We start from the raw sequence: 24326 nt of genomic DNA on the forward strand, positions 1-24326 counted from the left end.
AATCGTTTCCGCGGGGACTATGCTCAAGGAAGTAAGCGTTTCGGTTTGCGTCTGGGCAACGGATCACCACAGAGAAAGAACTTAAACCGATGAGCGCACGCATTCTGGTAGTCGAAGACGAGGAAGCGCTGACGACGCTGTTGCGCTACAATCTCGATGCGGAAGGCTACGATGTCGAGACGGTGGGGCGCGGCGACGATGCGGATACAAGGCTGAAGGAGCGCGTCCCCGACCTCGTGGTGCTGGACTGGATGCTGCCGGGCCTGTCCGGCATCGAACTGTGCCGCCGCCTGCGGGCGCGGCCCGAGACCAAGCAGCTTCCGATCATCATGCTGACCGCGCGCGGCGAGGAAAGCGAGCGCGTGCGCGGGCTTGCCACCGGCGCCGACGATTACATCGTCAAGCCGTTCTCGGTGCCGGAGCTGCTGGCGCGGGTGAAGGGCCTCTTGCGCCGCGCCAGCCCGGAGCGGCTTGCGACCGTGCTGACCTACGGCGACATCGAGCTCGACCGCGAGAAGCGCCGCGTGGCGCGCTCGGGCCGTCCGATCGATCTCGGGCCGACCGAGTATCGCCTGCTCGAATTCTTCCTCGAGCATCCCGGCCGCGTGTTCAGCCGCGAGCAATTGCTCGACAGCGTCTGGGGCCGCGACATCTACATCGATGAGCGCACCGTCGACGTGCATATCGGCCGCCTGCGCAAGCTGCTCAATCCGGGCCGCGAGCAGGATCCGATCCGCACTGTGCGCGGCGCCGGCTACGCGCTCGACGACCGCTTTGCCAAGGCCGAGCCGCAGCCGTAACGGCCATGCGGCATTCATAAACCGCAACACGGCGTCGTCCCGGCGAAAGCCGGGACCCATACGCCGCGGCCAGCGCAATCGGCACGCGGCCAGACGGCTTTCTAACAACACCCATTCGTGGTTATGGGTCCCGGCCTGCGCCGGGACGAGGCCGGTGATGTAGCGGTAGCCCGGATGGAGCCGACGGGTCGCGCGAACGAGCGCCCCGTTGGCTCCATCCGGGCTGCGTCACACAAAAAAATCCCCGCTTTCGCGGGGATTTGTCTTTGAGGTCTTCCGTCGTTTTCCCGAGTGCTCACTTGATCTGCGGTTTCGCCGACGGCCGGCGGCGATCGGCGGCGGGCTGGTAGGCGACGCGCGAGTGATGCGCGCAATAGGGCAGGCCGCCGAGCGCTTTGCCGCCGCAGAAGAAGAATTCCGGGCTCGAGGGATCGCCGACCGGCCAGTGACAGGTGGCCTCGTTGAGCTCGAGCAGCGACAGCCGCTGGCTCATCGGCACCACATTGTCGTAGGAGATCGGATCGGGCTCCATCTCGGCCTCGAAGGCGTGCGCCAGCGCGGTGTTGCCGCGCGAGACCGGGCGCGCCACCCGCATCATGTGCTGGGCGGGGCGGGCCTTGCGCTGCCGCGGCGCGGCCGTGGAGGGTGCCTTGGCGCGGCCGGAGAGGCCGAGCCGATGCACTTTGCCGATCACGGCGTTTCGCGTCACATTGCCAAGTTCCGCCGCGATCTGGCTGGCCGACAGGCCGGACTCCCAGAGTTTCTTCAGCTGCTCGACGCGATCGTCGGACCAGGTCAATACAGTCATCGCATTCTTCCCTTCGCGTAGCGCCGGCCAATCATTGGAGCGGCGCTGCGAGCCAATCTGGACAAATATCCCTGCGGCCAGAATCCCTTAGCCCTCGCCGGGCACGGTGTTGCGCCCGAACGTTTACGCGAGACACAAAGGCTACTTAGAGGGTCCAGTACCGCCGCACGAGATGTCGTACCCGACAGGCCAAACGCTACAATATGGCGTGACTCTGGCGCAAGAGTCCGCGGTCGTGCGTCCACATGTTCCCACACAGTTAAGCATCGCGATGAGGCTTTTCCACCGCACCGGAATGCTCCGGATTGCGCTCGTTTCGCATTGCAGGAAGGCCACTTCGTGGCGATTGACACTTACCGACCGCAGCATAGAATGCCCGCCACGTGCCGCCCGCAAAGGCGGCCGTTTTGTTTTCCGAAGCTGGCCGTTGCTGCGCTGGCGTCAAGGCGCGCGGCAATTGTCGGCTTAAAAACCGTCAGTGATCGTCATGACCAACGCTGCCACGTCGCATCTGCTCCCCGTCTTCGCCAGGGTCGATCTCGGTTTCGAGCGCGGTGAGGGCGCCTGGCTGATCGCAACCAACGGCGACCGCTATCTCGATTTCACCTCGGGCGTCGCGGTCAACGCGCTCGGGCACGCGCATCCGCATCTCGTCAAGGCGCTGCAGGAACAGGCGACCAAGCTCTGGCACATGTCGAACCTGTTCAAGAGCCCGGACGGCGAGGTGCTTGCCGCGCGGCTGTGCGAGCAGAGCTTTGCCGACTTCGTGTTCTTCTGCAATTCCGGCGCTGAAGCGATGGAGGGCGTGATCAAGCTGGTCCGCCACTATCACTTCTCCAAGGGCCATGGCGAGCGCTACCGCATCATCACCTTCGAGGGCGCCTTCCACGGCCGCACGCTGGGCACGCTGGCGGCGACCGGCTCGGCGAAATATCTCGAGGGCTTCGGCCCGCCGATGGACGGCTTCGACCAGGTGCCGCATGGCGACATCGACGCGGTGAAGAAGGCGATCGGTCCGCACACCGCCGGCATCCTGATCGAGCCGGTGCAGGGCGAGGGCGGCGTGCGCTCGGCGCCACAGGCGTTCTTCAAGGCACTGCGCGCGCTGTGCGACGAGCACGGCCTGCTGCTCGCCTTCGACGAGGTGCAGACCGGCATGGGCCGAACCGGCGAGCTGTTCGCCTACAAGCGCACCGGCGTCACGCCGGACGTGATGTCGCTGGCCAAGGCGCTCGGGGGCGGTTTCCCGATCGGCGCGGTGCTGGCGACCGCGCAGGCCGCGGCCGGCATGGCGCCCGGCTCGCACGGCTCGACCTTCGGCGGCAATCCGCTCGCGGTCGCCGCCGCCAATGCCGTGCTCGACGTCATGCTGAAACCCGGCTTCTTCGAGCATGTGCAGAAGATGTCGCTGCTGCTCAAGCAGAAGCTCGCCTCCGTCGTCGACCGCTATCCCGGCGTGCTGTCGGAGGTACGCGGCGAGGGGCTGTTGATCGGCGTCAAGGCCGTGGTGCCGTCGGGCGACCTGATCGCAGCGCTGCGCAGCGAGAAGCTGCTCACCGTCGGCGCAGGCGACAATGTGGTGCGGTTCCTGGCGCCGCTGATCGTGACCGAGTCCGAGATCGACCAGTCGATCACCGCGCTCGAGCGCGCCTGCGCGACATTGTCGGTGGCGCAGCCGAAGAAGGCGGCTGGACAATGAGCAAGCCGGTCCGTCACTTCCTCGATATCAACGAGCTGCCGCTCGGCGAACTGCGCAACATGCTGTCCGCCGGAGCCGCCATGAAGGCGAAGCTGAAGGCGCATGAGAAGGGCAGGAAGCCGCTCGAAGGCAAGACGCTGGCGATGATCTTCGAGCGCCCGTCGACCCGCACAAGGGTGTCGTTCGACGTGGGCATGCGCCAGCTCGGCGGTGAATCCATCATGCTGACCGGCGCCGAGATGCAGCTCGGCCGCGGCGAGACCATCGCCGACACCGCGCGCGTGCTGTCGCGCTATGTCGATGCGATCATGATCCGCATCCTCAACCATGACGCGCTGCTCGAGCTCGCGGCTCACGCCACCGTTCCCGTCATCAACGGCCTGACCCGGCGTTCGCATCCCTGCCAGGTGATGGCCGACCTCATGACCTATGAGGAAAACCGCGGCTCGATCGAGGGCAAGACCGTGGCCTGGACCGGCGACGACAACAACGTGCTGGCCTCCTGGGCGCATGCCGCCGAGCGGTTCAAGTTCCAGCTCAATGTCGCGACCCCGCCGGAGCTGTCGCCGAAGAAGCCGATGCGCGACTGGATCAAGGCGACCGGCGCGCCGATCATGCTCGGCACCGATCCGGAAGCCGCCGTGCGCGGCGCCGACTGCGTCGTCACCGACACCTGGGTGTCGATGGGCGACAAGGAGGGCGAGCACCGCCACAACGTGCTGCGGCCCTATCAGGTCAATGCCAAGCTGATGTCGCTCGCCAAGCCGGACGCACTGTTCATGCACTGCCTGCCCGCGCATCGCGGCGAGGAGGTCACCGACGAGGTGATCGACGGGCCGCAATCCGTGGTGTTCGACGAGGCGGAAAACCGCCTGCATGCGCAGAAGGGCATTCTGACCTGGTGTTTCGACGCGGTCGCGTAGTCGGAGATCAGTAAGCGTTGTCGTCCCGGGCAAGCGAAGCGCGACCCCGGACCCATAACCATCGCTGTCAATTGTTGCGAAGGCTGGGGCACCAGCTTGATGCAAGCAACTCACATCGGTGGTTATGGGTCCCTGCTTTCGCATGCTTTCGCAGGGACGACGGAAACATCCGCGTTAGTGAACCCCTTTATTTCATGGTCCGAGACCCCAGATAGAGCGCCATGGTTTCACAATCCCCCGACATCAAAATCACGCCCGAGGCGCCGGTTCGCGCGCCCTCAGCGGTTCCGGTCGACGATGCCGTGCTGGCATTCGAGGTCGGCGCGCTGGACCTGCGCGGCCGGCTGACCCGGCTCGGCCCCGCGCTCGACGAGATCCTGCACAAGCACGATTATCCGCCCGCGGTCGGCAAGCTGCTCGGCGAGGCGATCGTGCTGACCACGCTGCTCGGCTCGTCGGTCAAGTTCGAGGGCCGCTTCATCCTGCAGACCCGGACCGAAGGTCCGGTCTCGCTCCTGATCGTGGATTTCCAGGCGCCCGACCGGCTGCGCGCCTATGCGCGCTACGACGCATCGCGCCTCAAGAATGGCCAGAGCTCGGGCGAGCTGCTCGGCAAGGGCCACCTTGCGATGACCATCGATCAGGGCTCCAACACCAGCCGCTACCAGGGACTGGTCGCGCTCGACGGCGGCGGCCTGGAAGAGGCGGCCCACGAATATTTCCTGCGCTCGGAGCAGATTCCGACGCGGGTGCGGCTTGCGGTCGGCGAGGAGATGCGCGGCGGCGAGGGCGGCAAGCTGCACTGGCGTGCCGGCGGCATCCTGCTGCAATTCCTGCCCAAGGCGCCCGAGCGCGCCAAGCAGGCCGATCTGCATCCCGGCGATGCGCCGGAAGGCACGGCCACGCATAGCGTGCCGGACGATGACGCCTGGGTCGAGGGCCAGTCGCTGATCTCGACCGTCGAGGACGTCGAGCTGATCGATCCCGATCTGTCCGGCGAGCGGCTGCTCTATCGCCTGTTCCACGAACGTGGCGTGCGTGTCTTCAACCCGCAAACGCTGCGCGCGCAGTGCTCCTGCTCGCGCGACGCGGTGTCGTCGATGCTGAAGAGCTTTGCGCCGAACGACCGCGCCGAGATGGTCAAGGACGGCAAGGTCGTCGTGACCTGCGAGTTCTGCTCGTCGGTGTATGAATTCACGCCGCAGGAAGCCGGCGTGGAGTAGACGCGTTCGTCATCGTAGCCCGGATGAAGCGCAGCGAAATCCGGGGCCGCTCCAACCGCGGATGCACCTGCCCCGGATTGCGCTTCGCTCCATCCGGGCTACGCAGGCGTCAGTTCAGCACCCTTTTGCCGCCCGGGCTCGGGCTGTCCAGCGAAAATGTCGGCACGTCGATGTCGAAGCGCTCGCCGGCTTCGGTGACCATCTGATAGCTGCCGGTCATGAATCCGGAGGCGGTCGGCAGCGGCACGCCGCTGGTGTATTCGAAGCGTTCGCCGGGCGCGAGCACCGGCTGCTCGCCGACCACGCCCTCGCCGCGCACCTCCTGGCGGCGGCCGGTGGCGTCGGTGATGATCCAGTGCCGCGTCCGCAGCTGCACCGTATCCGGGCCCGAATTGACGATCACGATCTTGTACGACCAGAAATATTCGCGCCGGTCGACCGACGAGCGCTCCGGCATGAAGTTCGGCTCGACGGTGACTTCGATCTGGCGGGTAACGGCGCGGTACATGCGGCTCAATCCGATGGTCCTGGCGCATGGTCCGTTTTCGACCGGATCATGCTCAAACAGGGCGCTATCATAGCCAATTGAACCGCCGGAACCAATCGCCTGCCAGGCCGCGAAAGGGCGGGCTTGGAAAGCCGGATTTGGGGCGGCCCGTTCATCGCGGTTTCAACATAGTTCCGCTCTAAAGCGCGGCCGCATGCCGCCGCACTCCGTGCTTTGTCGGCAACTCGCGGACCGATATTATCTTTTCAGCACGGCGTGCGGGGCGTCCGCGGCCGACACGGTGTTTGATGAGCTCGATTGCCGATCCCATAGCCGGTTCGCCGGTGGCTGACGTCAAGGCCGAAGTAAAGGCAGAGGCCGAGGCGAAGGTTGCTGCGCCCGCGATCACGCTGCCGGCGACCGGCGAGCGCGAGCTCCGCCTCGATCTGTTCCGCGGGCTCGCGCTGTGGCTGATCTTCATCGATCATCTGCCGACCAATCTTCTGACCTGGCTGACGATCCGCAATTACGGCTTCTCCGACGCCACCGAGATCTTCATCTTCATCTCCGGCTACACCGCGGCCTTCGTCTACGGCCGCGCGATGCTGGAGGGCGGCTTCGTGATCGCGACCGCGCGCATCCTGCGCCGGGTCTGGCAGATCTACGTCGCGCACGTCTTCCTGTTCACGATCTTCCTCGCCGAGATCTCCTATGTCGCGACCTCGTTCGAGAACCCGCTCTACAGCGAGGAAATGGGGATCATGGACTTCCTCAAGCAGCCCGACGTCACCATCGTCCAGGCGCTGCTGCTGCGCTTCCGTCCGGTCAACATGGACGTGCTGCCGCTCTATATCGTGCTGATGCTGTTCCTGCCGCTGATCCTGTGGCTGATGAAATGGAAGCCCGACGTCACGCTCGGTCTCTCGGTCGTGCTCTACGCGCTGACCTGGCAGTTCGACCTTTATCTCTCGGCCTATCCGAACGGCTTCTGGGCGTTCAATCCGTTCGCCTGGCAATTGCTGTTCGTGTTCGGCGCCTGGTGCGCGCTCGGCGGGGCGCGGCGGATGTCGCGGATCCTGTCGTCGAACATCACGATGTGGATCTGCATCGTCTATCTGGTCGCGGCGTTCTTCGTGACCCTGACCTGGTACGTGCCGCAGCTCGGCCACATCATGCCGAAGGTGATCGAGCAATGGATGTATCCGATCAACAAGACCGACCTGGACGTGTTGCGGTTCGCGCACTTCCTGGCGCTCGCCGCGCTCACCGTGCGCTTCCTGCCCAAGGACTGGCCGGGGCTGAAATCGCCCTGGCTGCGACCTTTGATCCTGTGTGGCCAGCATTCGCTTGAGATATTCTGCCTCGGGGTCTTCCTCGCCTTCGCCGGTCACTTCGTGCTTGCCGAAGTATCTGGCGGTGCCGCACTGCACGCCTTGATCAGCGTCTGCGGCATCCTCATCATGTGCGGCATGGCGTGGATCATTTCGTGGTACAAGCACTCCGCCGACAAAGGCGCCTCGAAAAAAGGCGCCGCCGGCAACGCCGATCTGGCGGGAGGGGGAGCATGAAGTCCGCGCGGACGATGCTGGGCCTGACGCTGCTCGCAGCCTGCCTGACGGCCGGTTTGGCGGCGGCGCCCGCGTGCGCCGGCGACACCGCGGAGCCGCCCCCGCCGCCGCCCTGCGACGTGCCCGCCTATCTGCTTACGAGCGAGAGCTCGCTGCCCAAGGTCACCGACGCCATCAAGTCCAACCGGCCGCTCAACGTGCTGGTGGTCGGCAGCCGCTCCTCGACCATCCAGGGCAACGAGGCGAGCGCCTATCCGGCCACGCTGCAGGCGGCGCTGAAGGAAGCGTTGCCGTCGTCGACGATCGATCTATCCGTAGAATTACAGGGAAAGAGCACCGCCGAGGAGACCGCGGGAACTCTTGTTAAGCTTGTTGAAGCAAAAAAGCCTACTTTGGTTATCTGGCAGACCGGAACCGTCGATGCTATGCGAGCAATCGATCCCGACGATTTCCGTACCGCCATCAACGAAGGCGTTGTTGCGTTGCGGGACGCCGGGACCGACGTGGTGCTGGTCAATCTGCAATACAGCCCGCGTACGGAGACGATGATCTCTGCACCGCCCTATCTCGACAACATGAAGGTGGTGGCGCAGCAGCACGACGTTCCGCTGTTCGACCGGTTCGCGATTATGAAGCAGTGGAGCGACGCCGGATATTTTGACCTGTTCAGCACCTCGCACGGTGTCGATCTGGCCAAGAAGGTTCATGCCTGTCTCGGCCGCGCACTGGCGAAATTCGTGATCGATGCGGCCCATCTGGGCCCGGTGCAGCAGAATTAAGGAAGCAGAGTAAATGCGTTTTGCGTTCCCTTTTCGCGCTTCCGCAGGGCGAGGTCTCTGTGCCGTTGCGGTGCTGACGCTGCTCGCGGTTGTGCCGTCGCGCGCGCAGACCGACCAGCATGCAGCGCTTTCGTCCGACGGCAAGACCGAGGCCGCAAAGCCTGATGCAACGCAGCCCGCTGCGACGGCCGATGCGACCAATCCGCCGCAACCCGGCGTCGCCGCGAAGGCGTTCGACAGGGTGAAGCAGGCCGCGAAATCCGCCAGCGACATCTTCCACCGCGTGCCCTGTCAGCAGCCCAAGGGCGTGCCGAACAGCACCGGTTCGCTGCCGCATGTCGCGGCCAAGCTCGCCGCCGGCAAGCCGGTCGTCATCATCGCATTCGGCTCGTCCTCGACCCAGGGCTATGGTTCGTCGGCGCCGGAATTCACCTATCCGAACCGGCTCGCCGGACAGTTGCGCCGGCAGTATCCGTCCGCCGACATCACCGTGCTCAATCGCGGCAAGGGCGGCGAGGACGCGCCCGAGATGATGAAGCGGCTGCAGACCGAAGTGATCGACGTCCATCCCGACATGGTGATCTGGCAGGTCGGCACCAACGCGGTGCTGCGCAACCTCGATCCGACCGAGACCGCCAGGCAGGTCGAGGACGGCGTGGCGCGCCTTCAGGCGTCCGGCGCCGACGTCGTGCTGGTCGATCCGCAATATTCGCCGCGCGTCACCGAGCGCCCCGAAAGCGCGCGCGGCATGGTGAAGCTGCTCGGCCGCATCGCCGCCCTGCGTCATGTCGGCATCTTCCCGCGCTTCGAGGTGATGCGCGACTGGCACGAGAAACAGGCGATCCCGATCACCGATTTCGTCATCGCCGACGGCCTGCACATGAACGACTGGGGCTATGCCTGCTTCGCCCAGCTGCTCGGCGACGACATCATCCGCTCGGTCGGCGCGATCAAGATCGGCGTCAACGTCCCCGCCGATGTGCGGACCTACCGGCCGATGTGATCGGGCTGCCCGGCCGCTCCAACCGTCATTGCGAGCGAAGCGAGGCAATCCATTCGTCCGTTTGCGCTGATGGATGGATTGCTTCGTCGCTTCGCTCCTCGCAATGACGGTTGAGGCGGTGCGCTCATTTCCATCACCGTCACCCTGAGGTGGCCGCTTCTTCAGCGGCCCTCGAAGGGTCGACGGCCCGACTTGGGGGGCCGTGCATCCTTCGAGGCTCGCTCCGCTCGCACCTCAGAGCCTGACTGAAAAATGGGTGAGTGATCTCAGTGGGGTGTGATTCCATCGGATTTGCAAAGATTCGAGGGAGAGCACGATGCCCTGGACCAAGATCACTCGGGAGCAATATCGGCGGGACGATCTGCGTTATGCAAGCGATATGACCGATGCGGAGTGGGCGGTGATCAGACGCCTGTTGCCGCGAGCGAACCGGCGCGGCCGGCCGCGTAAGACGGAGCTGCGTCGTGTGATCGAAGCGATCCTCTATATCGTTTCGACCGGCTGCCAGTGGCGGGCGTTGCCGCAGGAGTTCCCGCCCTATTCGACGGTGCAGGGCTATTTTTATAAATGGCGGGATACAGGCCGGTGGCAGAGGATTGTCAGCGTGCTTGTCCGACGGGCGCGAAAAAAGCTTGGACGGACACCGAAGCCGACGGCAGCCGTGATCGACAGTCAAAGTGCGCCAACCACCCAAGCTGGTGGACCGCGCGGCTACGATGCAGGCAAGCGCATCTACGGCCGCAAGCGGCACATTGTGACGGATACCAATGGCCTCCTCCTTGGGGTTCATGTTCATCCCGCCAACGTTCAGGACTGCCATGGCGCCGTACCGCTGCTGAAGAACGTGCGGATGAACTTCCCCCGGCTGCGCCACGTCTTTGCCGACCGGATCTACCGCGGAAATCAACTCCTCGACGCGCTCTCAGACTGCGGTCCATGGACTGTCGAGATCGTCGAGCGGCCTCAAGGCGTCAAAGGCTTCCAGCTTCTGCCGAGGCGGTGGGTGGTTGAACGCACATTCGCTTGGTTCGGCAGATGCCGCCGCCTCGCCAAGGACTTCGAGGCGACGGTGGCAACCGAAGCTGCCTGGCTGCTGATTGCACACATCAGGCTCCTGACCCGCAGACTCGCGGCTGCAGCTAAGGTTGGGTGATTTATGAGTCAGACTCTCAGGATGACGGGACTGATACCCTCGCGGACTCTTGCCTCGACCATCTCGGCACTCACCACCAATCTTGACCTCGCCGCGGTAATCCGCTCCCTTGACGCCTGCACCGATCCCTCTCGGAATGAAGCTCTTTAAGGGAAACGCTCATGTCTTTCGTGCTGGCCATCGATCAGGGCACCACATCGTCGCGCGCCATGGTGTTTCGCGGCGACATCTCCATCGCCGCCGTCGCGCAGCAGGAGTTTCCGCAGCATTTCCCCGCCTCCGGCTGGGTCGAGCACGAGCCGGAGGACATCTGGACCTCGACCGTGATGGTGTGCCGCGAGGCGCTGGAGAAGGCCGGCCTCAAGGCGAAGGACATCGCCGCGATCGGCATCACCAACCAGCGCGAGACCACCGTGGTGTGGGACCGCGCCACCGGACAGGCCGTGCACCGCGCCATCGTCTGGCAGGACCGCCGCACCGCCGACATCTGCGCAAAACTCAAGGCCGAGGGCCATGAGTCGGTGATTTCGGCCAAGACCGGTCTGATCATCGATCCCTATTTCTCCGGCACCAAAGTCGCCTGGATCCTCGATCACGTGCCGGGCGCGCGCGAGCGCGCCGAGCGCGGCGAACTCTTGTTCGGCACCGTCGACTGCTATCTGCTGTGGCGGCTCACCGGCGGGAGAGTCCACGCCACCGACGCCACCAACGCCTCGCGCACGCTGCTGTTCAACATCCATACCGGCGCCTGGGACGATGACCTCATCAGGCTGCTGCGCGTACCGCGCTCGATGCTTCCCGAGGTGAAGGATTCCTCCGCCCGGTTCGGCGAGAGCACGGCGGACTTGTTCGGCGGCCCGATCGCGATCTCCGGGATTGCCGGCGACCAGCAGGCCGCGACCATCGGCCAAGCCTGCTTCGAGCCCGGCATGATGAAGTCGACCTACGGCACCGGCTGCTTCGCGCTGCTCAACACCGGCACCACGCCGGTGGCCTCGAAGAACAAGCTGCTCACCACCATCGCCTACCAGCTCGGCGGCCAGCGCACCTACGCGCTCGAGGGCTCGATCTTCGTCGCCGGCAGCGCGGTGCAGTGGCTGCGCGACGGGCTCGGCATCATCAAGCACGCCGCCGAGACCGGACCGCTTGCCGACAAATCGGACTCCATGCAGAGCGTCTATTTGGTGCCCGCCTTCGTCGGCATGGGCGCGCCGTACTGGAATCCGCGCGTGCGCGGCGCGCTGTTCGGGCTCACCCGCAACACCGGCCCGGCCGAGCTCGCGCATGCGACGCTGGAGAGCGTGTGCTACCAGACCTTCGATCTGTGGGCCGCGATGCGCACCGACTGGCCGGAGGCCAACGCCGCCAACACCGTGCTGCGCGTCGACGGCGGCATGACCGCCTCGGACTGGACCATGCAGCGGCTCGCCGATCTGCTCAACGCGCCGGTCGACCGCCCGATGATCCAGGAGACCACGGCGTTAGGGGCCGCCTATCTCGCCGGCCTCGATGCCGGCGTCTATCCGGAGCCCGCCAAGTTCGCCGACAATTGGCGGCTCGAGCACCGCTTCAGGCCGGCGATGAGCCAGGCGACGCGCGAGCGCAAGCTCGCCGGCTGGGCCCGCGCCGTGAAGGGCGTGCTGGCGAGCGACGAGGGGGAGTAGGGGAGCGGTGTCGCCGCGATGTTTCTCCACCTCTCCCGCTTGCGGGGTCGAGACGAGCGAAGCTCGCTCTTAGGTCGTAGCGCATCGTCAGATGCGCTACGGGTGGGGGCTCTCTCCTCACCAAGAGTCTCGCAAGCGGCGCCGCTGCGGCTGCCGCTCAATCTCGCCAAGTGTGCGCAACAATCAATAACAACCATCGGAGAACAACATGAACACGGATCTTAACCGCGTCACCAAGCTACTGACTGCCGCACTTTGCGCCGCAATACTTGCCGCTCCCGCCACCGCGCGTGAGAAGCCGAGCCCGCTCGTCGCGGCGCGCGAGGTCAAGACCGACGTCGCCGGGCTGAACGCGCCGGGGCAGATCCTGGTCGATGTCTGGGGCATCCCGCACATCTATGCCGGCAACGAGCACGACCTGTTCTTCCTGCAGGGCTTCAACGCCGCGCGCGATCGGCTCTGGCAGATCGATCTCTGGCGCAAGCGCGGGCTCGGCCTCTTGGCGAAGGATTTCGGCCCTGCCTATGCCGAGCAGGACAAGGCGCTGCGCCTGTTCCTCTATCGCGGCGACATGAATGCGGAATGGGCCGCCTATGGCCCGAAGGCGAAATCCTATGCGGAGGCGTTCGTCGCCGGCGTCAACGCCTATGTCGCCGACGTCCAGGCGGGCAAGCGCGCGCTGCCGATCGAGTTCAGGATCGCAGGCACGATGCCGGATTTGTGGTCGGCAGAGGATGTCGTGCGCGTCCGCAGCCATGGCCTGACCCGCAACGTCGCCTCCGAGGTGAAGCGCTCGCGGGTCGCCTGCGCTGCCGGCCTCGATGCCGATCGTTTCCGCGTCAAGCTGGAGCCCACCTGGACCACCAGGATCCCCGATGGGCTCGATCCCTGCAGCGTGCCGAAGGCGGTGCTCGCCGCCTACGATCTTGCCACGCGGCCGGTGAAGTTCGCCGCGCCGAAGGACCAGAAGGCGGCGCTGGCGCATGATCCCGACACCTACCTCGCCGAGGCCGACCAGCAGCGCGACACCATCGGCTCCAACAACTGGGTGATCGCGGCATCGCGCACCGCGACCGGACGTCCGATCCTCGCCAACGATCCGCATCGCGAGCACTCGGTGCCGTCGCTGCGCTACATCGTCGGCCTCAACGCGCCCGGCATCCCCGTGATCGGCGCCGGCGAGCCGGCGCTGCCGGGCATCTCGATCGGCCACAACGACACCATCGCGTTCGGGCTGACCATCTTCAACGTCGATCAGGAAGACCTCTACGTCTACGAGCTCAACCCCGACAATCCGAACCAGTACCGCTACGGCAGCGGCTGGGAGGACATGCGGATCGTGCATGAGAAGGAAGCGGTGAAGGGCGAGGCCGACCGCGACCTCGAGCTGAGGTTCACCCGCCACGGCCCGGTGATCTTCGTCGACGCCGACAAGAAGCATGCGTTCGCCGTGCGCTCGATCTGGTTCGAGCCGGGCACCTCGGCCTATTTCGGCTCGTCCGACTACATGACGGCGAAGAATTGGAACGGCTTCCTCGGCGCGATGCGGCGCTGGGGCGCGCCGTCGGAGAACCAGGTCTATGCCGACACGTCAGGCAATATCGGCTGGGTCGCCGCCGGCAAGACGCCGCGCCGAGCCAGTTTCGACGGCCTGATGCCGGTGCCCGGCGACGGCCGCTACGAGTGGCAGGGCTTTCTGTCGCTCGACGAATTGCCGAAGCTGTACCAGCCGAAGCAGGGTTTCATCGCCACCGCCAACCAGATGAACCTGCCGGCGGATTATCCGGTGGGTGAGCGCAGGGTCGGATTCGAATGGGCCGACAGCGCGCGCTGGCAGCGCATCACCGAGGTGCTGCAGGCCAACAGCAAGGTGACGCTGGCGGACGCGATGGCGCTGCAGAACGACGACACCGGCATGCTCGCGCGGCGCCTCGTCGCGCTGCTGAAGCCGCTCACGTCGGATGATGCGAACGTCAGGAAGGGCCTCGATCTGCTCAAGGCGTGGGATGCGCGTGATGCGGCCGATAGCGCGGCCGCCGCGGTCTATGAGGTGTGGATCGCAAACCATCTCGGCCCGGTGCTGCTCAAGACCACCGCGCCGAAGGCGGCCGAGCTGATCGCGCCGGAGGCCTCCAGCATCTCAGCCATTGTCGGCTATCTCGAAAAGCCGGACGCGGCGCTCGGCAGCGATCCCTCAGGCGAGCGCGACCGCGTGCTGCGCGACAGCCTCGGCGAGGCGGTCACCGATGTTGCCGACAAGCTCGGTCCCGATGCGTCGACCTGGCGCTGGGGCCGGCTGCATGTCGCGCAATTCAATCACGCGCTGATGCCGCTCGCCGACAAGGCGACCGCGGCGCAGATGCAGGTCGGCCCGCTCGCCTTTGGCGGCGCCGCCAACGTGCCGCGCGCCGCCACCTATCGCCGCTCCGACTATCATCTGATCTCCGGCGCTTCATTCCGCATGGTGCTCGATGTCGGCAATTGGGATGCGAGCCGCGCCGTCAACACGCCGGGCCAATCCGGCGATCCCTTCAGCGGCCACTACCGCGACCTCGCGCCGCTATGGGCGACGGGCCAGTACGTGCCGCTGCTCTACAGCCGCGGCGCCGTGGAAGCTGCAACCGCTGACGCGATCACGCTGACGCCGAGGTGAGGGGCGAGTACGTCTCACCGGCTGCGCCACAAACTCCAACGTCGTCCCGGCGAAAGCCAGGCGAAAGCCGGGACCCATAACCACCAATGCCGATTGCTTTGCGGTGCTGGGGCCACAGCGTGCCTTAACAACCCAACTCTGTGGTAATGGGTCCCGGCCTTCGCCGGACGACACCGAGTGTTCGGCACACTGTAGCCGCAACCGCGGACGCGATCAGCTGACGCCGAGATGAGGGAGCGAGTGCGTCTCATCGGCTGCGCCACAAACTCCGCCGTCGTCCCGGCGAAGGCCGGGACCCATAACCACGAATGCCAATTGTCCTGCGATGTTGGGGCCGCAGCAGCGTCGTTCAACAACCTAGTCCTGTGGTAACGGGTCCCGGCCTTCGCCGGGACGACGTCAAACGTGTGGCGAGCACCGCGCTCACTTTTCCTGCTTCTCCTGAAAGCGGAAGCGCGACCCTGGATTCATCCATGCGAATGCCGACGCGGACTGCGGCGGCCAGCCACTATTCACTTCGTGCCATCAACGCGGCGGCGCATCTGGATCACTACAAGTTGACGTTTGCGATTTGCGCACGGACTTCCCGCAACACTGTGCGCGGGCGTCCAAGAAGCGTTGGCTTCTGCCTGTTAGTCTGACCGATCGTGATCGCCGCCGGCCTGTGACGGTTCTCACATCCGGCGCGAGCACGCATTTTCTGGAAGCGATTGAAAGCTCAGCTGGTTACTTCACAGGAGCTGACCATGACGAAAACTATTCTTGTTTCGATCGCAGTTGTTTGTCTGTCCACGGCGGCACTCGCCGATGCACGCACGGCACAACACCGGACCCACCAGCGTCTCGTGATGGGTACCGCACTGAGTCCTGCCGTGCTCAATGCCAACGCCAGTCTCAATGGCGATGTCAGCGACCGCGCGATGCGCATGCGGAGTCTTCGCGAGTCCGGCTACAACCCGAAGAACGATTTCGACGCGAACGGCAACGTTTGGGTCGGCAACTAACCGGGTACGGGAGGGCCTGGGGGGCCCTCCCTCAAAGCGCGTTCAAACTGGTTTATCCCGCTCGTTGGACCTGGCCGCTCGAATGAGCAGCGGCGGATGCGGCGGGTTACCTCTTCTTCTCCTGACCAGGCATTGCGTGCAGCGTTGCATTGCATCTGCGGCGACGTGCGGTTATGTCCCGCCGACAGCCTGCAAACAGAGGTCGCGCGATGCTGCTGCCCGATGGTTACTCCGACATCCCCCACGGCAAGATCGCTGCCGTCGTCACCCATCTGGAAATGACCGCGCGTCCGCCGCTGCGCGTCGACCCGCCCGGCGCGTGGCGCCTGCGCAAGGTCGATCCGCCCGCGCTCGACTGGTATCGCGATATCTATCGCCGGGTCGGCGAGGAGTGGCTGTGGTTCACCCGCACCGGGCTCGATGATTCCGATCTCGCCTCGAGGATCCACGCCCCCGGCAACGAGCTCTACGGGCTGGCCGTCGACGGCCAGGATGAGGGCCTGCTCGAACTCGATTTCAGCGTGGCCGGCGAATGCCAGCTGCTGTATTTCGGCGTCACCGCAAAATTCATCGGCACCGGCGCCGCGCGCTTCCTGATGAACCGCGCGCTCGAGATCGCCTGGTCGCGCGACGTCAGCCGCGTCTGGGTGCACACCTGCACCTTCGATCATCCCTCGGCCGTCGCGTTCTACCAGCGCTCCGGCTTCCGTCCGTTCCTGCGGCAGATCGAGGTGGCGGATGATCCGAGGCTCGACGGCAAATTGCCGCGCGATGCGGCGAGGCACGTGCCGGTGATTGGGTAGCTCGCCTAACGGACCGGATCAGGATCCGGTTGCAATGCGGCGCGGCCCATCTACGATGGTGCAAAGTGCAACCTTTGTCCCCGGCATTCGCACACTTCGAAATCTCTGTTTTCGAGGCGGCTTGCTGCGGCATGACCGACGAGATGACAGATGTTTTTGATCGGCCAGTACGACTCGCCCTTTGTCCGTCGGACCGCGATCGCGCTGCGGCTCTATGGATTGCCGTTCGAGCACAAGCCGTGGTCGACCTTCGGCGATGCGGAGAAGGTTGCGGCCTACAATCCGGTGCGGCGGGTGCCGACGCTGGTGCTCGATGACGGCGAGGCGCTGATCGAGAGTAGTGCGATCCTGGATTATCTCGACGAGCTGGTCGGGCCGGACAAGGCGATGATCGCGCGCTCAGGCGCCGAGCGGCGCAAGCATCTGCGCATCACGGCGCTGGCGACCGGGCTTGCCGACAAGGCGGTGAGCCTTGTCTATGAGCGCGTGTTGCGCAAGGAGCAGTTGAAGCTCTGGGTCGAGCGCTGCGAGGCGCAGATCGCGGGCGTGCTCGCGGTGCTGGAGCAGGAGCGCGCGGCGGTGCCGACGCCGTACTGGCTGGGCAATCGCATCGGTCATGCCGACGTCGCGGTGGCCTGCGCGCTGCGCTTCACCGGCGAGGCGCATCCGCATCTGTTCGACGCGCGCTATCCGGCGCTCGAGGCCCACGCCGCGTGCTGCGAGGCGCTGCCGCCGTTCCAGGAGATCGTGCAGCCGCTGGCGCCGCCGAGCGGTTAGTGGATGGCGCGACCCACGCTGATTGGCGTGTACCCCTCGCGCGCGGATGTCGCGAGAACGCATGATTATGACTCACAAGCGGCACCACACATTTGCTGTCGTCCCTGCTTCGCGTGCTTTCGCGGGGACGACGGTTGTGTTTGCGGCGCGCCCGCCAATCTCCCTCAGCAACGCCACGCACTCGCCCGCGACCCCGAGGCGCGCGCTTCGGGCTACCCATTGCTGGTCCGATCTTCTATGGTGAACCGTTCGGGTCGCATGAGGCGAACTCGATAATTCCATGATATCAAAGGCTTAAGGCTCGGATCGAAGCCTTTGGAGGGCGGTTTGACGCGGTATATTTCGACCAGGGGTGAGGCCCCGGTGCTCGGCTTCTGCGATGTGATGCTGACCGGGCTTGCCCGTGACGGCGGGCTCTACGTGCCCGAGACCTGGCCGCAGCTGTCGCCCGAGACCATCGCCACCTTCTTCGGCCGTCCCTATTGGGAGGTCGCGGTCGAGATCATCCGTCCGTTTGTCGCCGGCGAGATTTCCGACGCCGAGCTCGGCCGCATGGCCAACGAGGCCTATGCCACGTTCCGCCATCCCGCGGTGGTGCCGCTCGACCAGGCCGGGCCGAACCAGTTCCTGCTCGAGCTGTTCCACGGGCCGACGCTGGCGTTCAAGGACGTCGCGATGCAGCTGATCTCGCGGCTGATGGATCACGTGCTGGCCAAGCGCGCACAGCGCACCACCATCGTGGTCGCGACCTCGGGCGATACCGGTGGCGCCGCGGTTGAGGCTTTTGCCAATCTCGACAATGTCGACCTCGTCGTGCTGTTCCCGAACGGCCGCATCTCCGAGGTGCAGCGCCGCATGATGACGACGACCGGCGCCGCCAACGTCCACGCGCTCGCGATCGAAGGCACCTTCGACGATTGCCAGGCGCTGGTGAAGGCGATGTTCAACAACCATCGCTTCCGCGACCAGGTGGCGCTGTCGGGCGTCAACTCGATCAACTGGGCGCGCATCGTCGCGCAAGTGGTCTATTACTTCACCTCGGCGGTCGCGCTCGGCTCGCCGCAGCGCACCGTCGATTTCACGGTGCCGACCGGCAATTTCGGCGACATCTTCGCCGGCTATGTCGCCAAGCGGATGGGGCTGCCGATCCGGAACTTGCGCATCGCCGCCAACGTCAACGACATCCTGGCGCGCACGCTGAAGACCGGCATCTACGAGGTCCGCGAGGTGCACGCCACGACGTCGCCGTCGATGGACATCCAGGTGTCGTCGAACTTCGAGCGGCTGCTGTTCGAGGCGAGCGGCCGCGACGCCGATCAGGTCCGCCGCCTGATGGCCTCGCTGAAGCAGTCCGGCCGTTTCGTGCTGCCGGATGCGACGCTGGCCGCCGTGCGCCGTGATTTCGACGCCGGCCGCGCCGACGAGACCGAGACGGCGGCCGCGATCCGCGCCGCCTGGCGCGAGGCCGGCGATCTGGTCGATCCCCACACCGCGGTGGCGCTCGCGGTCGCCGACCGCGACACCTCGGATTCCAGGATCCCGAACATCGTGCTGTCGACCGCGCACGCGGCCAAATTCCCCGACGCGGTGGAAGCCGCCTGCGGGGTGCGTCCGCAGCTGCCGGTCTGGCTCGGAGGCCTGATGAGCAAATCCGAACACATCACGGTCATGAAGAATGATTCCGCCGAGGTCGAGCGCTTCGTGCTGTCGGTCAGCCGTGCTGCCAAGCAGGGAGTCGCCTGATGGGCGTTGAAATCACCAAGCTGCCGAGCGGACTGACAATCGTCACCGACACCATGCCGCATCTGGAAACCGCGGCGCTCGGGGTCTGGGCCGGCGTCGGCGGGCGCGACGAGAAGCCGAACGAGCACGGCATCTCGCATCTGCTCGAGCACATGGCGTTCAAGGGCACGGCGCGGCGCTCCTCGCGCGAGATCGTCGAGGAGATCGAGGCGGTCGGCGGCGACCTCAATGCCGGGACCTCGACCGAGACCACAGCCTATTATGCGCGGGTGATGAAGGCCGACGTGCCGCTGGCGCTCGACGTGCTGTCCGACATCCTCGCCAACCCGTCCTTCGTGCCGGACGAGCTGGAGCGCGAGAAGAGCGTCATCGTGCAGGAGATCGGCGCGGCGCAGGATACTCCCGACGACGTCGTGTTCGAGCATCTCAACGAGCTTTGCTATCCGGAGCAGCCGATGGGGCGCTCGCTGCTCGGCACCGCCAAGACGCTGAAGGTCTTCGATCGCGACATGCTGCGCGGCTATCTCTCGACGCATTACCGCGCCCCCGACATGGTGGTCGCGGCCGCCGGCGCGGTCGATCACGCGCGGATCGTCGAGGACGTCACGCAGAAGTTTGCGAGCTTCGACGCCACCCCGGCGCCGAAGCCGCAGGTCGCGATGTTCGGCAAAGGCGGCTCGCGGGTGGTGCATCGCGATCTCGAGCAGGCGCATCTGACGCTTGCGCTCGAAGGCGTGCCGCAGACCGACCCGTCGCTGTTCTCGCTGCAGGTCTTCACCAACACGCTCGGCGGCGGGATGTCGTCGCGGCTGTTCCAGGAGGTGCGCGAGAAGCGCGGGCTGTGCTACTCGATCTACACCTTCCACGCGCCCTACACCGACACCGGCTTCTTCGGCCTGTACACCGGGACTGATCCGGCCGATGCGCCGGAAATGATGGAAGTCATCGTCGACGTCATCAACGACGCGGTCGAAACCCTGACCGAGGCCGAGGTCGCCCGCGCCAAGGCGCAGATGAAGGCCGGCTTGTTGATGGCGCTGGAAAGCTGTTCATCGCGGGCCGAACAATTGGCACGCCATGTGCTAGCCTATGGCCGGCCGCAGACGGTGGAAGAACTGGTGGCCCGAATCGACGCGGTCAGCGTCGAATCGAGCCGCAACGCCGCCCGTGCCCTGCTGGCGCGCAGCCGGCCCGCCGTTGTCGCGCTCGGCAGCGGCAGGGGTCTGGACACGGCGGTGGCTTTTGCGGAAGGATTGACGAATTCGAAGGCAAAGACGCTGCTGCATTAAGAATTCTGCTTACCTCGCCCCGCGCTTGCGGGGAGAGCATAGGCCGCCTACCGGCGGCCGTTGACGGACATACGCCGAGGCGGAACCTCAGCTATGGCCGAAGGCTTCGGGTGAGGGTAGAGCCGCAAGACCGAATCTGCGGTAAGACCCCTCACCCCGACCCTCTCCCCGCAAGGGCGGGGCGAGGGAGAAGTGGCGGGGAGTGTTGGGCCATGGCCCTGTTTCGTTTGCCGTCCAATGGACCCGCTGCACTGATGCCGCGCGGTCACGGGCTCTTGCTGCGCGCGCCGCAGATGTCGGATTTCCCGCAATGGGCGCAATTGCGCGAATTCAGCCGCGCCTACCTCACGCCATGGGAGCCGATCTGGCCCTCCGACGACCTGACCCGCGCCGGCTTCCGCCGCAGGCTGCGCCGCTACACCGAGGACATCGCCGCCGACCGCTCCTATCCGTTCATCATCTTCCGCGAATCGGACGGGGTGATGATCGGCGGCATCACGCTCGCCAATGTCCGGCGCGGCATCGTGCAGGCCGGCACGATCGGCTACTGGGTCGGGCTGCCGCATGCCCATCGCGGCTACATGACGACGGCGCTGCGGGTGCTGCTGCCCTCGCTGTTCGGCGAGCTCAATCTGCACCGCATCGAGGCGGCCTGCATTCCCTCCAATGCCTCGTCGATCCGCGTGCTGGAGAAGTGCGGCTTCACCCGCGAGGGCCTGGCGCGGCGCTATCTCTGCATCAACGGGATCTGGCAAGACCATCTGCTGTTCGGCCTGCTGCACGAGGATTTCCGCGGCTGATCCGTAAGCCTTTTTGTGGATGGCGGTGCCACCCTCGATGCCTTGGGTTCGCCGCCATTGCCTTGCTATAACGGCCGCAAAACAGGGAACCCCGGTTGGGAAATTTGAGGATATTGATGGGTGAAAGGGTGATCAGGTTCGCGCTCGCAGCGGCGGTATCGATCGGTCTGGGTGCCACTTTGTTGCCTTCGGCAGCTCCTGCGCAGTCGCTGAGCGACCGCTTCAAGAGCCTGTTCGGCGGCGGCTCGTCCGACCAGGACAAGCCGGCGACGCCCGCAGCGCCGCAGCAGCTCAACGATGCCGACGCCGAACTGACCTGCCCGCCGGTGCAGATCCGCTCCGGAGCCTCGACCTATTCGGTGGCCGCGAACGGCAAGGAAGCGGTCGGCAACGACGTCAAGTTCCTGGCCTCGATCACGCGCACGGCGCGGCAATGCAATCTGAACAGCGGCCAGATCACGGCCAAGATCGGTATTCAGGGGCGGATCATTGTCGGTCCCCAGGGCGCGCCACCGAGCATTCAGGTGCCGCTGCGCGTTGCCGTGGTGCAGGGCGGTGTCGGCGAGAAGACCATCATGACCAAGGCCTACACCACCACGGTGCAGATGGACGAAAGCGGCAGCGTGCCGTTCAGCCTGGTCGCCGAGGACGTCGTCTATCCGGCGCCGTCTCCGGCCGACAACGACAATTACATCTTCTATATCGGCTTCGACCCGCAGGCCCTGAAGCCGGAGCCCAAGGCCCGCGCGCCGCACAAGAAGAAGTAACAGCGCGTTTTCGAGCGAAGTGGACACCGGTTCGCGTGACGAAAACGCGTCAAACGGACGAATTTGGACAAAACAAAAGGCCGGCGCGATGAGCTCGCGCCGGCCTTTTTTTAAGGAGTTCAGATCACGTCAGTTCAGCTTGGAGCGGACTTCGGCGATGCCCTTGCCGACGAGGTCGTCGGCAACCGAGCCCTTGACCGACTGCGACAGGATGGTCGAGGCGGCCGTCACCGCGGCGTTGGCCGCGGCGGCGCGGACATCGGCCACGGCCTGGGCCTCGGCCTGGGCGATCTTGCTCTCGGCGGTCTTGGTCCGCCGCGCGACAAAATCTTCCATCTTGGTCTTGGCCTCGGCCGCGATCCGCTCGGCTTCGGCCTTGGCGTTGGAGATGATCTCCTCGGCCTCGCGCTCCGCGCTGGCGCGGCGCGCCTTGTACTCGCCGAGCAGCTTGTTGGCCTCGTCCTTCAGACGGCGGGCGTCTTCCAGCTCGGCCTTGATGCGCTCGGCGCGGTGGTCGAGCGCCGTCAGCAGGGTGCGATGAACGCCGAGATAGCCGAACACGACCAGCAGAAGGACGAAGGCGATCGCAACCCAGGTTTCCGGTTCGTAAAACATCGTCTATCCCTTCAGCGACGCGTCGACGGCGCTGTTGACCGCATTGGCGTCCGGCGTGACGCCGGCAAGTTGCTGGACGATGGCGCCGGCCGCATCCGCCGCGATGCCGCGGACGTTGCTCATGGCGTTGGTCCTCGTCGTTGCGATCTGCTTCTCGGCGTCGGCGAGCTTTGCCGCCAGCTTCTCTTCCAGTGCCTTGCGCTCGGCTTCCGAGGCCGCGTTCAGCTTTTCGCGGGTCTCGTTGCCGATCGCCTGCGCGTTGGCGCGCGCATTCGCCAGCTCAGTCTCGTAGGCCTTCAGCGCCGCGTCGGACTCGTCCTTCAGCTTCTGCGCCTCGGCCAGATCGCCCTCGATCTTGTTCTGACGTGCATCGATCGTCCCGCCGACGCGCGGCAGGGCGATACGCGACACGATCAGGTAGAGCGCGACAAATGCAATCGCCAGCGACACCAGCTGCGAGGCGAAGTTGGACGAATCGAACGGCGGAAAGGCTCCGCCGTGATGTCCGCCGTCGGTCTCGGTGTGGGCGCCGGCTTTCTGGCCTTTTGCCTCGCCATGACTCTCAGCCATGGTGTTCTCCTGTTGCTGTCATGCGCGCCGCCCTTGGAACGAACCTTGAGCGGCGCGAAGGGGTTACCGCAAAGCGGAACCGGGTTACCGCAGAGCGGAACCGGCGTGCCGCTCAGAGCGGAACGAACAGCAGGAGCAGCGCGATCAGCAGCGAGAAGATGCCGAGCGCTTCGGTCACGGCGAAGCCGAAGATCAGGTTGCCGAACTGGCCCTGAGCGGCCGACGGATTACGCACCGCAGCGGCGAGGTAGTTGCCGAAGATGATACCCACGCCGACGCCCGCGCCGCCCATGCCGATGCACGCGATGCCCGCGCCGATAAGTTTTGCTGCTGCCGGTTCCATATGTAGCTCCTTGAGAAAGATAGACAGATTGGTGGGTGGAGATTCCCCGGACCGCTTAGTGTCCCGGATGAATGGCGTCGTTGAGGTAGATGCAGGTCAGGATCGCGAACACGTAGGCCTGCAGGAACGCGACCAGCAGTTCGAGGGCATACAGCGCAATCGTGAGCGCCAGCGGCAGCACGCCGCCGACCCAGCCGAGCGCGCCCAGCGAGAAGCCGAGCATCGCGACGAAGCCCGCGAACACCTTCAATGCGATGTGGCCGGCCAGCATGTTGGCGAACAGACGAACGCTGTGCGAGACCGGCCGCAGGAAGAACGACAGGATCTCGATGAACATGACCAGCGGCAGGATGTAGATCGGAACGCCGTGGGGGACGAAGATGCTGAAGAATTTCAGGCCGTTCTTGTAGACGCCGTAGATCAGGACGGTGAAGAACACCAAAAGCGCGAGCGCCGCGGTGACGATCAGGTGGCTCGCGATCGTGAAGGTGTAGGGGATGACGCCGACCAGGTTCGAGACGCAGAGGAACATGAAGAGCGAGAAGATCAGCGGGAAGAACTTCATGCCTTCCGCGCCGGCCGTGCTGCGAATCGTGGTGGCGACGAACTCGTAGGAGATCTCGGCGACCGACTGCAGCCGTCCCGGAACCAGTTCCCGGCCGCTCGCCAGCATCAGCAGCGCAATCAGCAGCACCGCGATGAGCATGAAGAGCGAGGAATTGGTGAAGGCGATCGTGTGATTGCCGATGTGGCCGAGCGTGAAGAGGGGCTCGATATTGAACTGGTGGATCGGGTCGATTTTCATCCGCGCGGCTCTTGGTCCACCGGCTATCGTGCCGGTAATCGAATTTCAAA

The 24326-nt window shown here is 65.3% G+C and carries 23 protein-coding genes; 17 read left to right on the plus strand and 6 right to left on the minus strand.

What is annotated here, in order from left to right; genetic code table 11:
* Positions 1–89: 89 nt before the first annotated feature.
* Positions 90–800 carry a phosphate regulon transcriptional regulator PhoB gene (gene phoB / locus J2R80_RS10530; protein ID WP_016844067.1) on the plus strand — a complete coding sequence of 237 codons (711 nt, stop codon included), beginning with the start codon at positions 90–92 and terminating at the stop codon, positions 798–800.
* 295 nt (positions 801–1095) lie between these two features.
* Here phoB and J2R80_RS10535 read toward each other — a convergent pair whose 3' ends face one another.
* Positions 1096–1608, minus strand: coding sequence for a GcrA family cell cycle regulator (locus J2R80_RS10535; protein ID WP_076830977.1), 513 nt, complete (start codon positions 1606–1608; stop codon positions 1096–1098).
* Positions 1609–2095: 487 nt separating this feature from the next.
* On the opposite strand from J2R80_RS10535, the gene J2R80_RS10540 reads away from it, so the two are divergent.
* From J2R80_RS10540 to J2R80_RS10550, 3 genes are all read left to right on the plus strand, one after another.
* Entirely contained in the window at positions 2096–3307 is a 1212-nt protein-coding gene (locus J2R80_RS10540) for an aspartate aminotransferase family protein (protein WP_253638521.1), read from the plus strand.
* Positions 3304–4230 carry an ornithine carbamoyltransferase gene (gene argF / locus J2R80_RS10545; RefSeq protein WP_253638522.1) on the plus strand — a complete coding sequence of 309 codons (927 nt, stop codon included), beginning with the start codon at positions 3304–3306 and terminating at the stop codon, positions 4228–4230. Before J2R80_RS10540 ends, argF begins: the two co-directional genes overlap by 4 nt.
* A gap of 221 nt (positions 4231–4451) precedes the next feature.
* Positions 4452–5453: an Hsp33 family molecular chaperone gene (locus tag J2R80_RS10550; protein WP_076830974.1), complete on the plus strand. Its 1002-nt coding sequence runs from the start codon at positions 4452–4454 to the stop codon at positions 5451–5453.
* A 109-nt stretch (positions 5454–5562) separates the two neighbouring features.
* Here J2R80_RS10550 and apaG read toward each other — a convergent pair whose 3' ends face one another.
* Complete coding sequence (gene apaG, locus J2R80_RS10555; protein WP_076830971.1) at positions 5563–5961, minus strand: Co2+/Mg2+ efflux protein ApaG; 399 nt, start codon at positions 5959–5961, stop codon at positions 5563–5565.
* A gap of 287 nt (positions 5962–6248) precedes the next feature.
* On the opposite strand from apaG, the gene J2R80_RS10560 reads away from it, so the two are divergent.
* The 13 genes from J2R80_RS10560 to J2R80_RS10620 all read left to right on the plus strand — a co-directional run bounded on the left by J2R80_RS10560 (position 6249) and on the right by J2R80_RS10620 (position 21943).
* Complete coding sequence (locus tag J2R80_RS10560; RefSeq protein WP_076830969.1) at positions 6249–7508, plus strand: OpgC domain-containing protein; 1260 nt, start codon at positions 6249–6251, stop codon at positions 7506–7508.
* The gene (locus J2R80_RS10565) at positions 7505–8287 is read left to right on the plus strand and encodes an SGNH/GDSL hydrolase family protein (RefSeq protein WP_141339786.1); all 783 of its coding nucleotides are present in this window, start codon (positions 7505–7507) and stop codon (positions 8285–8287) included. The genes J2R80_RS10560 and J2R80_RS10565 overlap by 4 nt, the downstream gene beginning before the upstream one ends.
* A 13-nt stretch (positions 8288–8300) precedes the next feature.
* The gene (locus J2R80_RS10570; RefSeq protein ID WP_253638523.1) at positions 8301–9290 is read left to right on the plus strand and encodes an SGNH/GDSL hydrolase family protein; all 990 of its coding nucleotides are present in this window, start codon (positions 8301–8303) and stop codon (positions 9288–9290) included.
* A 316-nt stretch (positions 9291–9606) separates the two neighbouring features.
* Positions 9607–10443 carry an IS5 family transposase gene (locus tag J2R80_RS10575; protein WP_229191985.1) on the plus strand — a complete coding sequence of 279 codons (837 nt, stop codon included), beginning with the start codon at positions 9607–9609 and terminating at the stop codon, positions 10441–10443.
* 161 nt (positions 10444–10604) lie between these two features.
* A complete protein-coding gene (gene glpK / locus J2R80_RS10580) occupies positions 10605–12107 on the plus strand; it encodes a glycerol kinase GlpK (protein WP_076830963.1) in 1503 nt (500 codons plus the stop codon).
* Between the two features lie 208 nt (positions 12108–12315).
* Positions 12316–14760 carry a penicillin acylase family protein gene (locus J2R80_RS10585; RefSeq protein WP_253638524.1) on the plus strand — a complete coding sequence of 815 codons (2445 nt, stop codon included), beginning with the start codon at positions 12316–12318 and terminating at the stop codon, positions 14758–14760.
* Positions 14761–15506: 746 nt separating this feature from the next.
* Positions 15507–15764: a hypothetical protein gene (locus J2R80_RS10590; protein WP_168858992.1), complete on the plus strand. Its 258-nt coding sequence runs from the start codon at positions 15507–15509 to the stop codon at positions 15762–15764.
* Between the two features lie 209 nt (positions 15765–15973).
* On the plus strand, positions 15974–16567 hold the full coding sequence (locus J2R80_RS10595) for an N-acetyltransferase (RefSeq protein ID WP_057019444.1): 594 nt from the start codon (positions 15974–15976) through the stop codon (positions 16565–16567).
* Positions 16568–16717: 150 nt separating this feature from the next.
* A complete protein-coding gene (locus J2R80_RS10600) occupies positions 16718–17344 on the plus strand; it encodes a glutathione S-transferase family protein (protein ID WP_253588721.1) in 627 nt (208 codons plus the stop codon).
* Between the two features lie 327 nt (positions 17345–17671).
* Entirely contained in the window at positions 17672–19087 is a 1416-nt protein-coding gene (gene thrC, locus J2R80_RS10605) for a threonine synthase (RefSeq protein WP_168858994.1), read from the plus strand.
* The gene (locus tag J2R80_RS10610) at positions 19087–20376 is read left to right on the plus strand and encodes a pitrilysin family protein (protein WP_076830951.1); all 1290 of its coding nucleotides are present in this window, start codon (positions 19087–19089) and stop codon (positions 20374–20376) included. The genes thrC and J2R80_RS10610 overlap by 1 nt, the downstream gene beginning before the upstream one ends.
* A gap of 212 nt (positions 20377–20588) precedes the next feature.
* A complete protein-coding gene (locus tag J2R80_RS10615; RefSeq protein ID WP_026191927.1) occupies positions 20589–21176 on the plus strand; it encodes a GNAT family N-acetyltransferase in 588 nt (195 codons plus the stop codon).
* 116 nt (positions 21177–21292) lie between these two features.
* Positions 21293–21943, plus strand: a complete 651-nt coding sequence (locus tag J2R80_RS10620; RefSeq protein WP_057019442.1) for a hypothetical protein — start codon at positions 21293–21295, stop codon at positions 21941–21943.
* Positions 21944–22072: 129 nt separating this feature from the next.
* Here J2R80_RS10620 and J2R80_RS10625 read toward each other — a convergent pair whose 3' ends face one another.
* The 4 genes from J2R80_RS10625 to J2R80_RS10640 form a co-directional block, all read right to left on the minus strand.
* Positions 22073–22558: an ATP F0F1 synthase subunit B gene (locus J2R80_RS10625; protein WP_057019441.1), complete on the minus strand. Its 486-nt coding sequence runs from the start codon at positions 22556–22558 to the stop codon at positions 22073–22075.
* Between the two features lie 3 nt (positions 22559–22561).
* Positions 22562–23128 (minus strand): F0F1 ATP synthase subunit B, encoded by a 567-nt coding sequence (locus J2R80_RS10630; RefSeq protein WP_076830944.1) that lies wholly within the window; start codon positions 23126–23128, stop codon positions 22562–22564.
* Between the two features lie 112 nt (positions 23129–23240).
* The gene (locus tag J2R80_RS10635; protein ID WP_016847054.1) at positions 23241–23471 is read right to left on the minus strand and encodes a F0F1 ATP synthase subunit C; all 231 of its coding nucleotides are present in this window, start codon (positions 23469–23471) and stop codon (positions 23241–23243) included.
* A 55-nt stretch (positions 23472–23526) separates the two neighbouring features.
* Positions 23527–24276 carry a F0F1 ATP synthase subunit A gene (locus tag J2R80_RS10640; RefSeq protein WP_016847053.1) on the minus strand — a complete coding sequence of 250 codons (750 nt, stop codon included), beginning with the start codon at positions 24274–24276 and terminating at the stop codon, positions 23527–23529.
* Positions 24277–24326: the final 50 nt, after the last annotated feature.

Origin of the sequence: Bradyrhizobium sp. USDA 4541 (genome assembly GCF_024171085.1) — a bacterium.
GTDB lineage: Bacteria > Pseudomonadota > Alphaproteobacteria > Rhizobiales > Xanthobacteraceae > Bradyrhizobium > Bradyrhizobium australafricanum.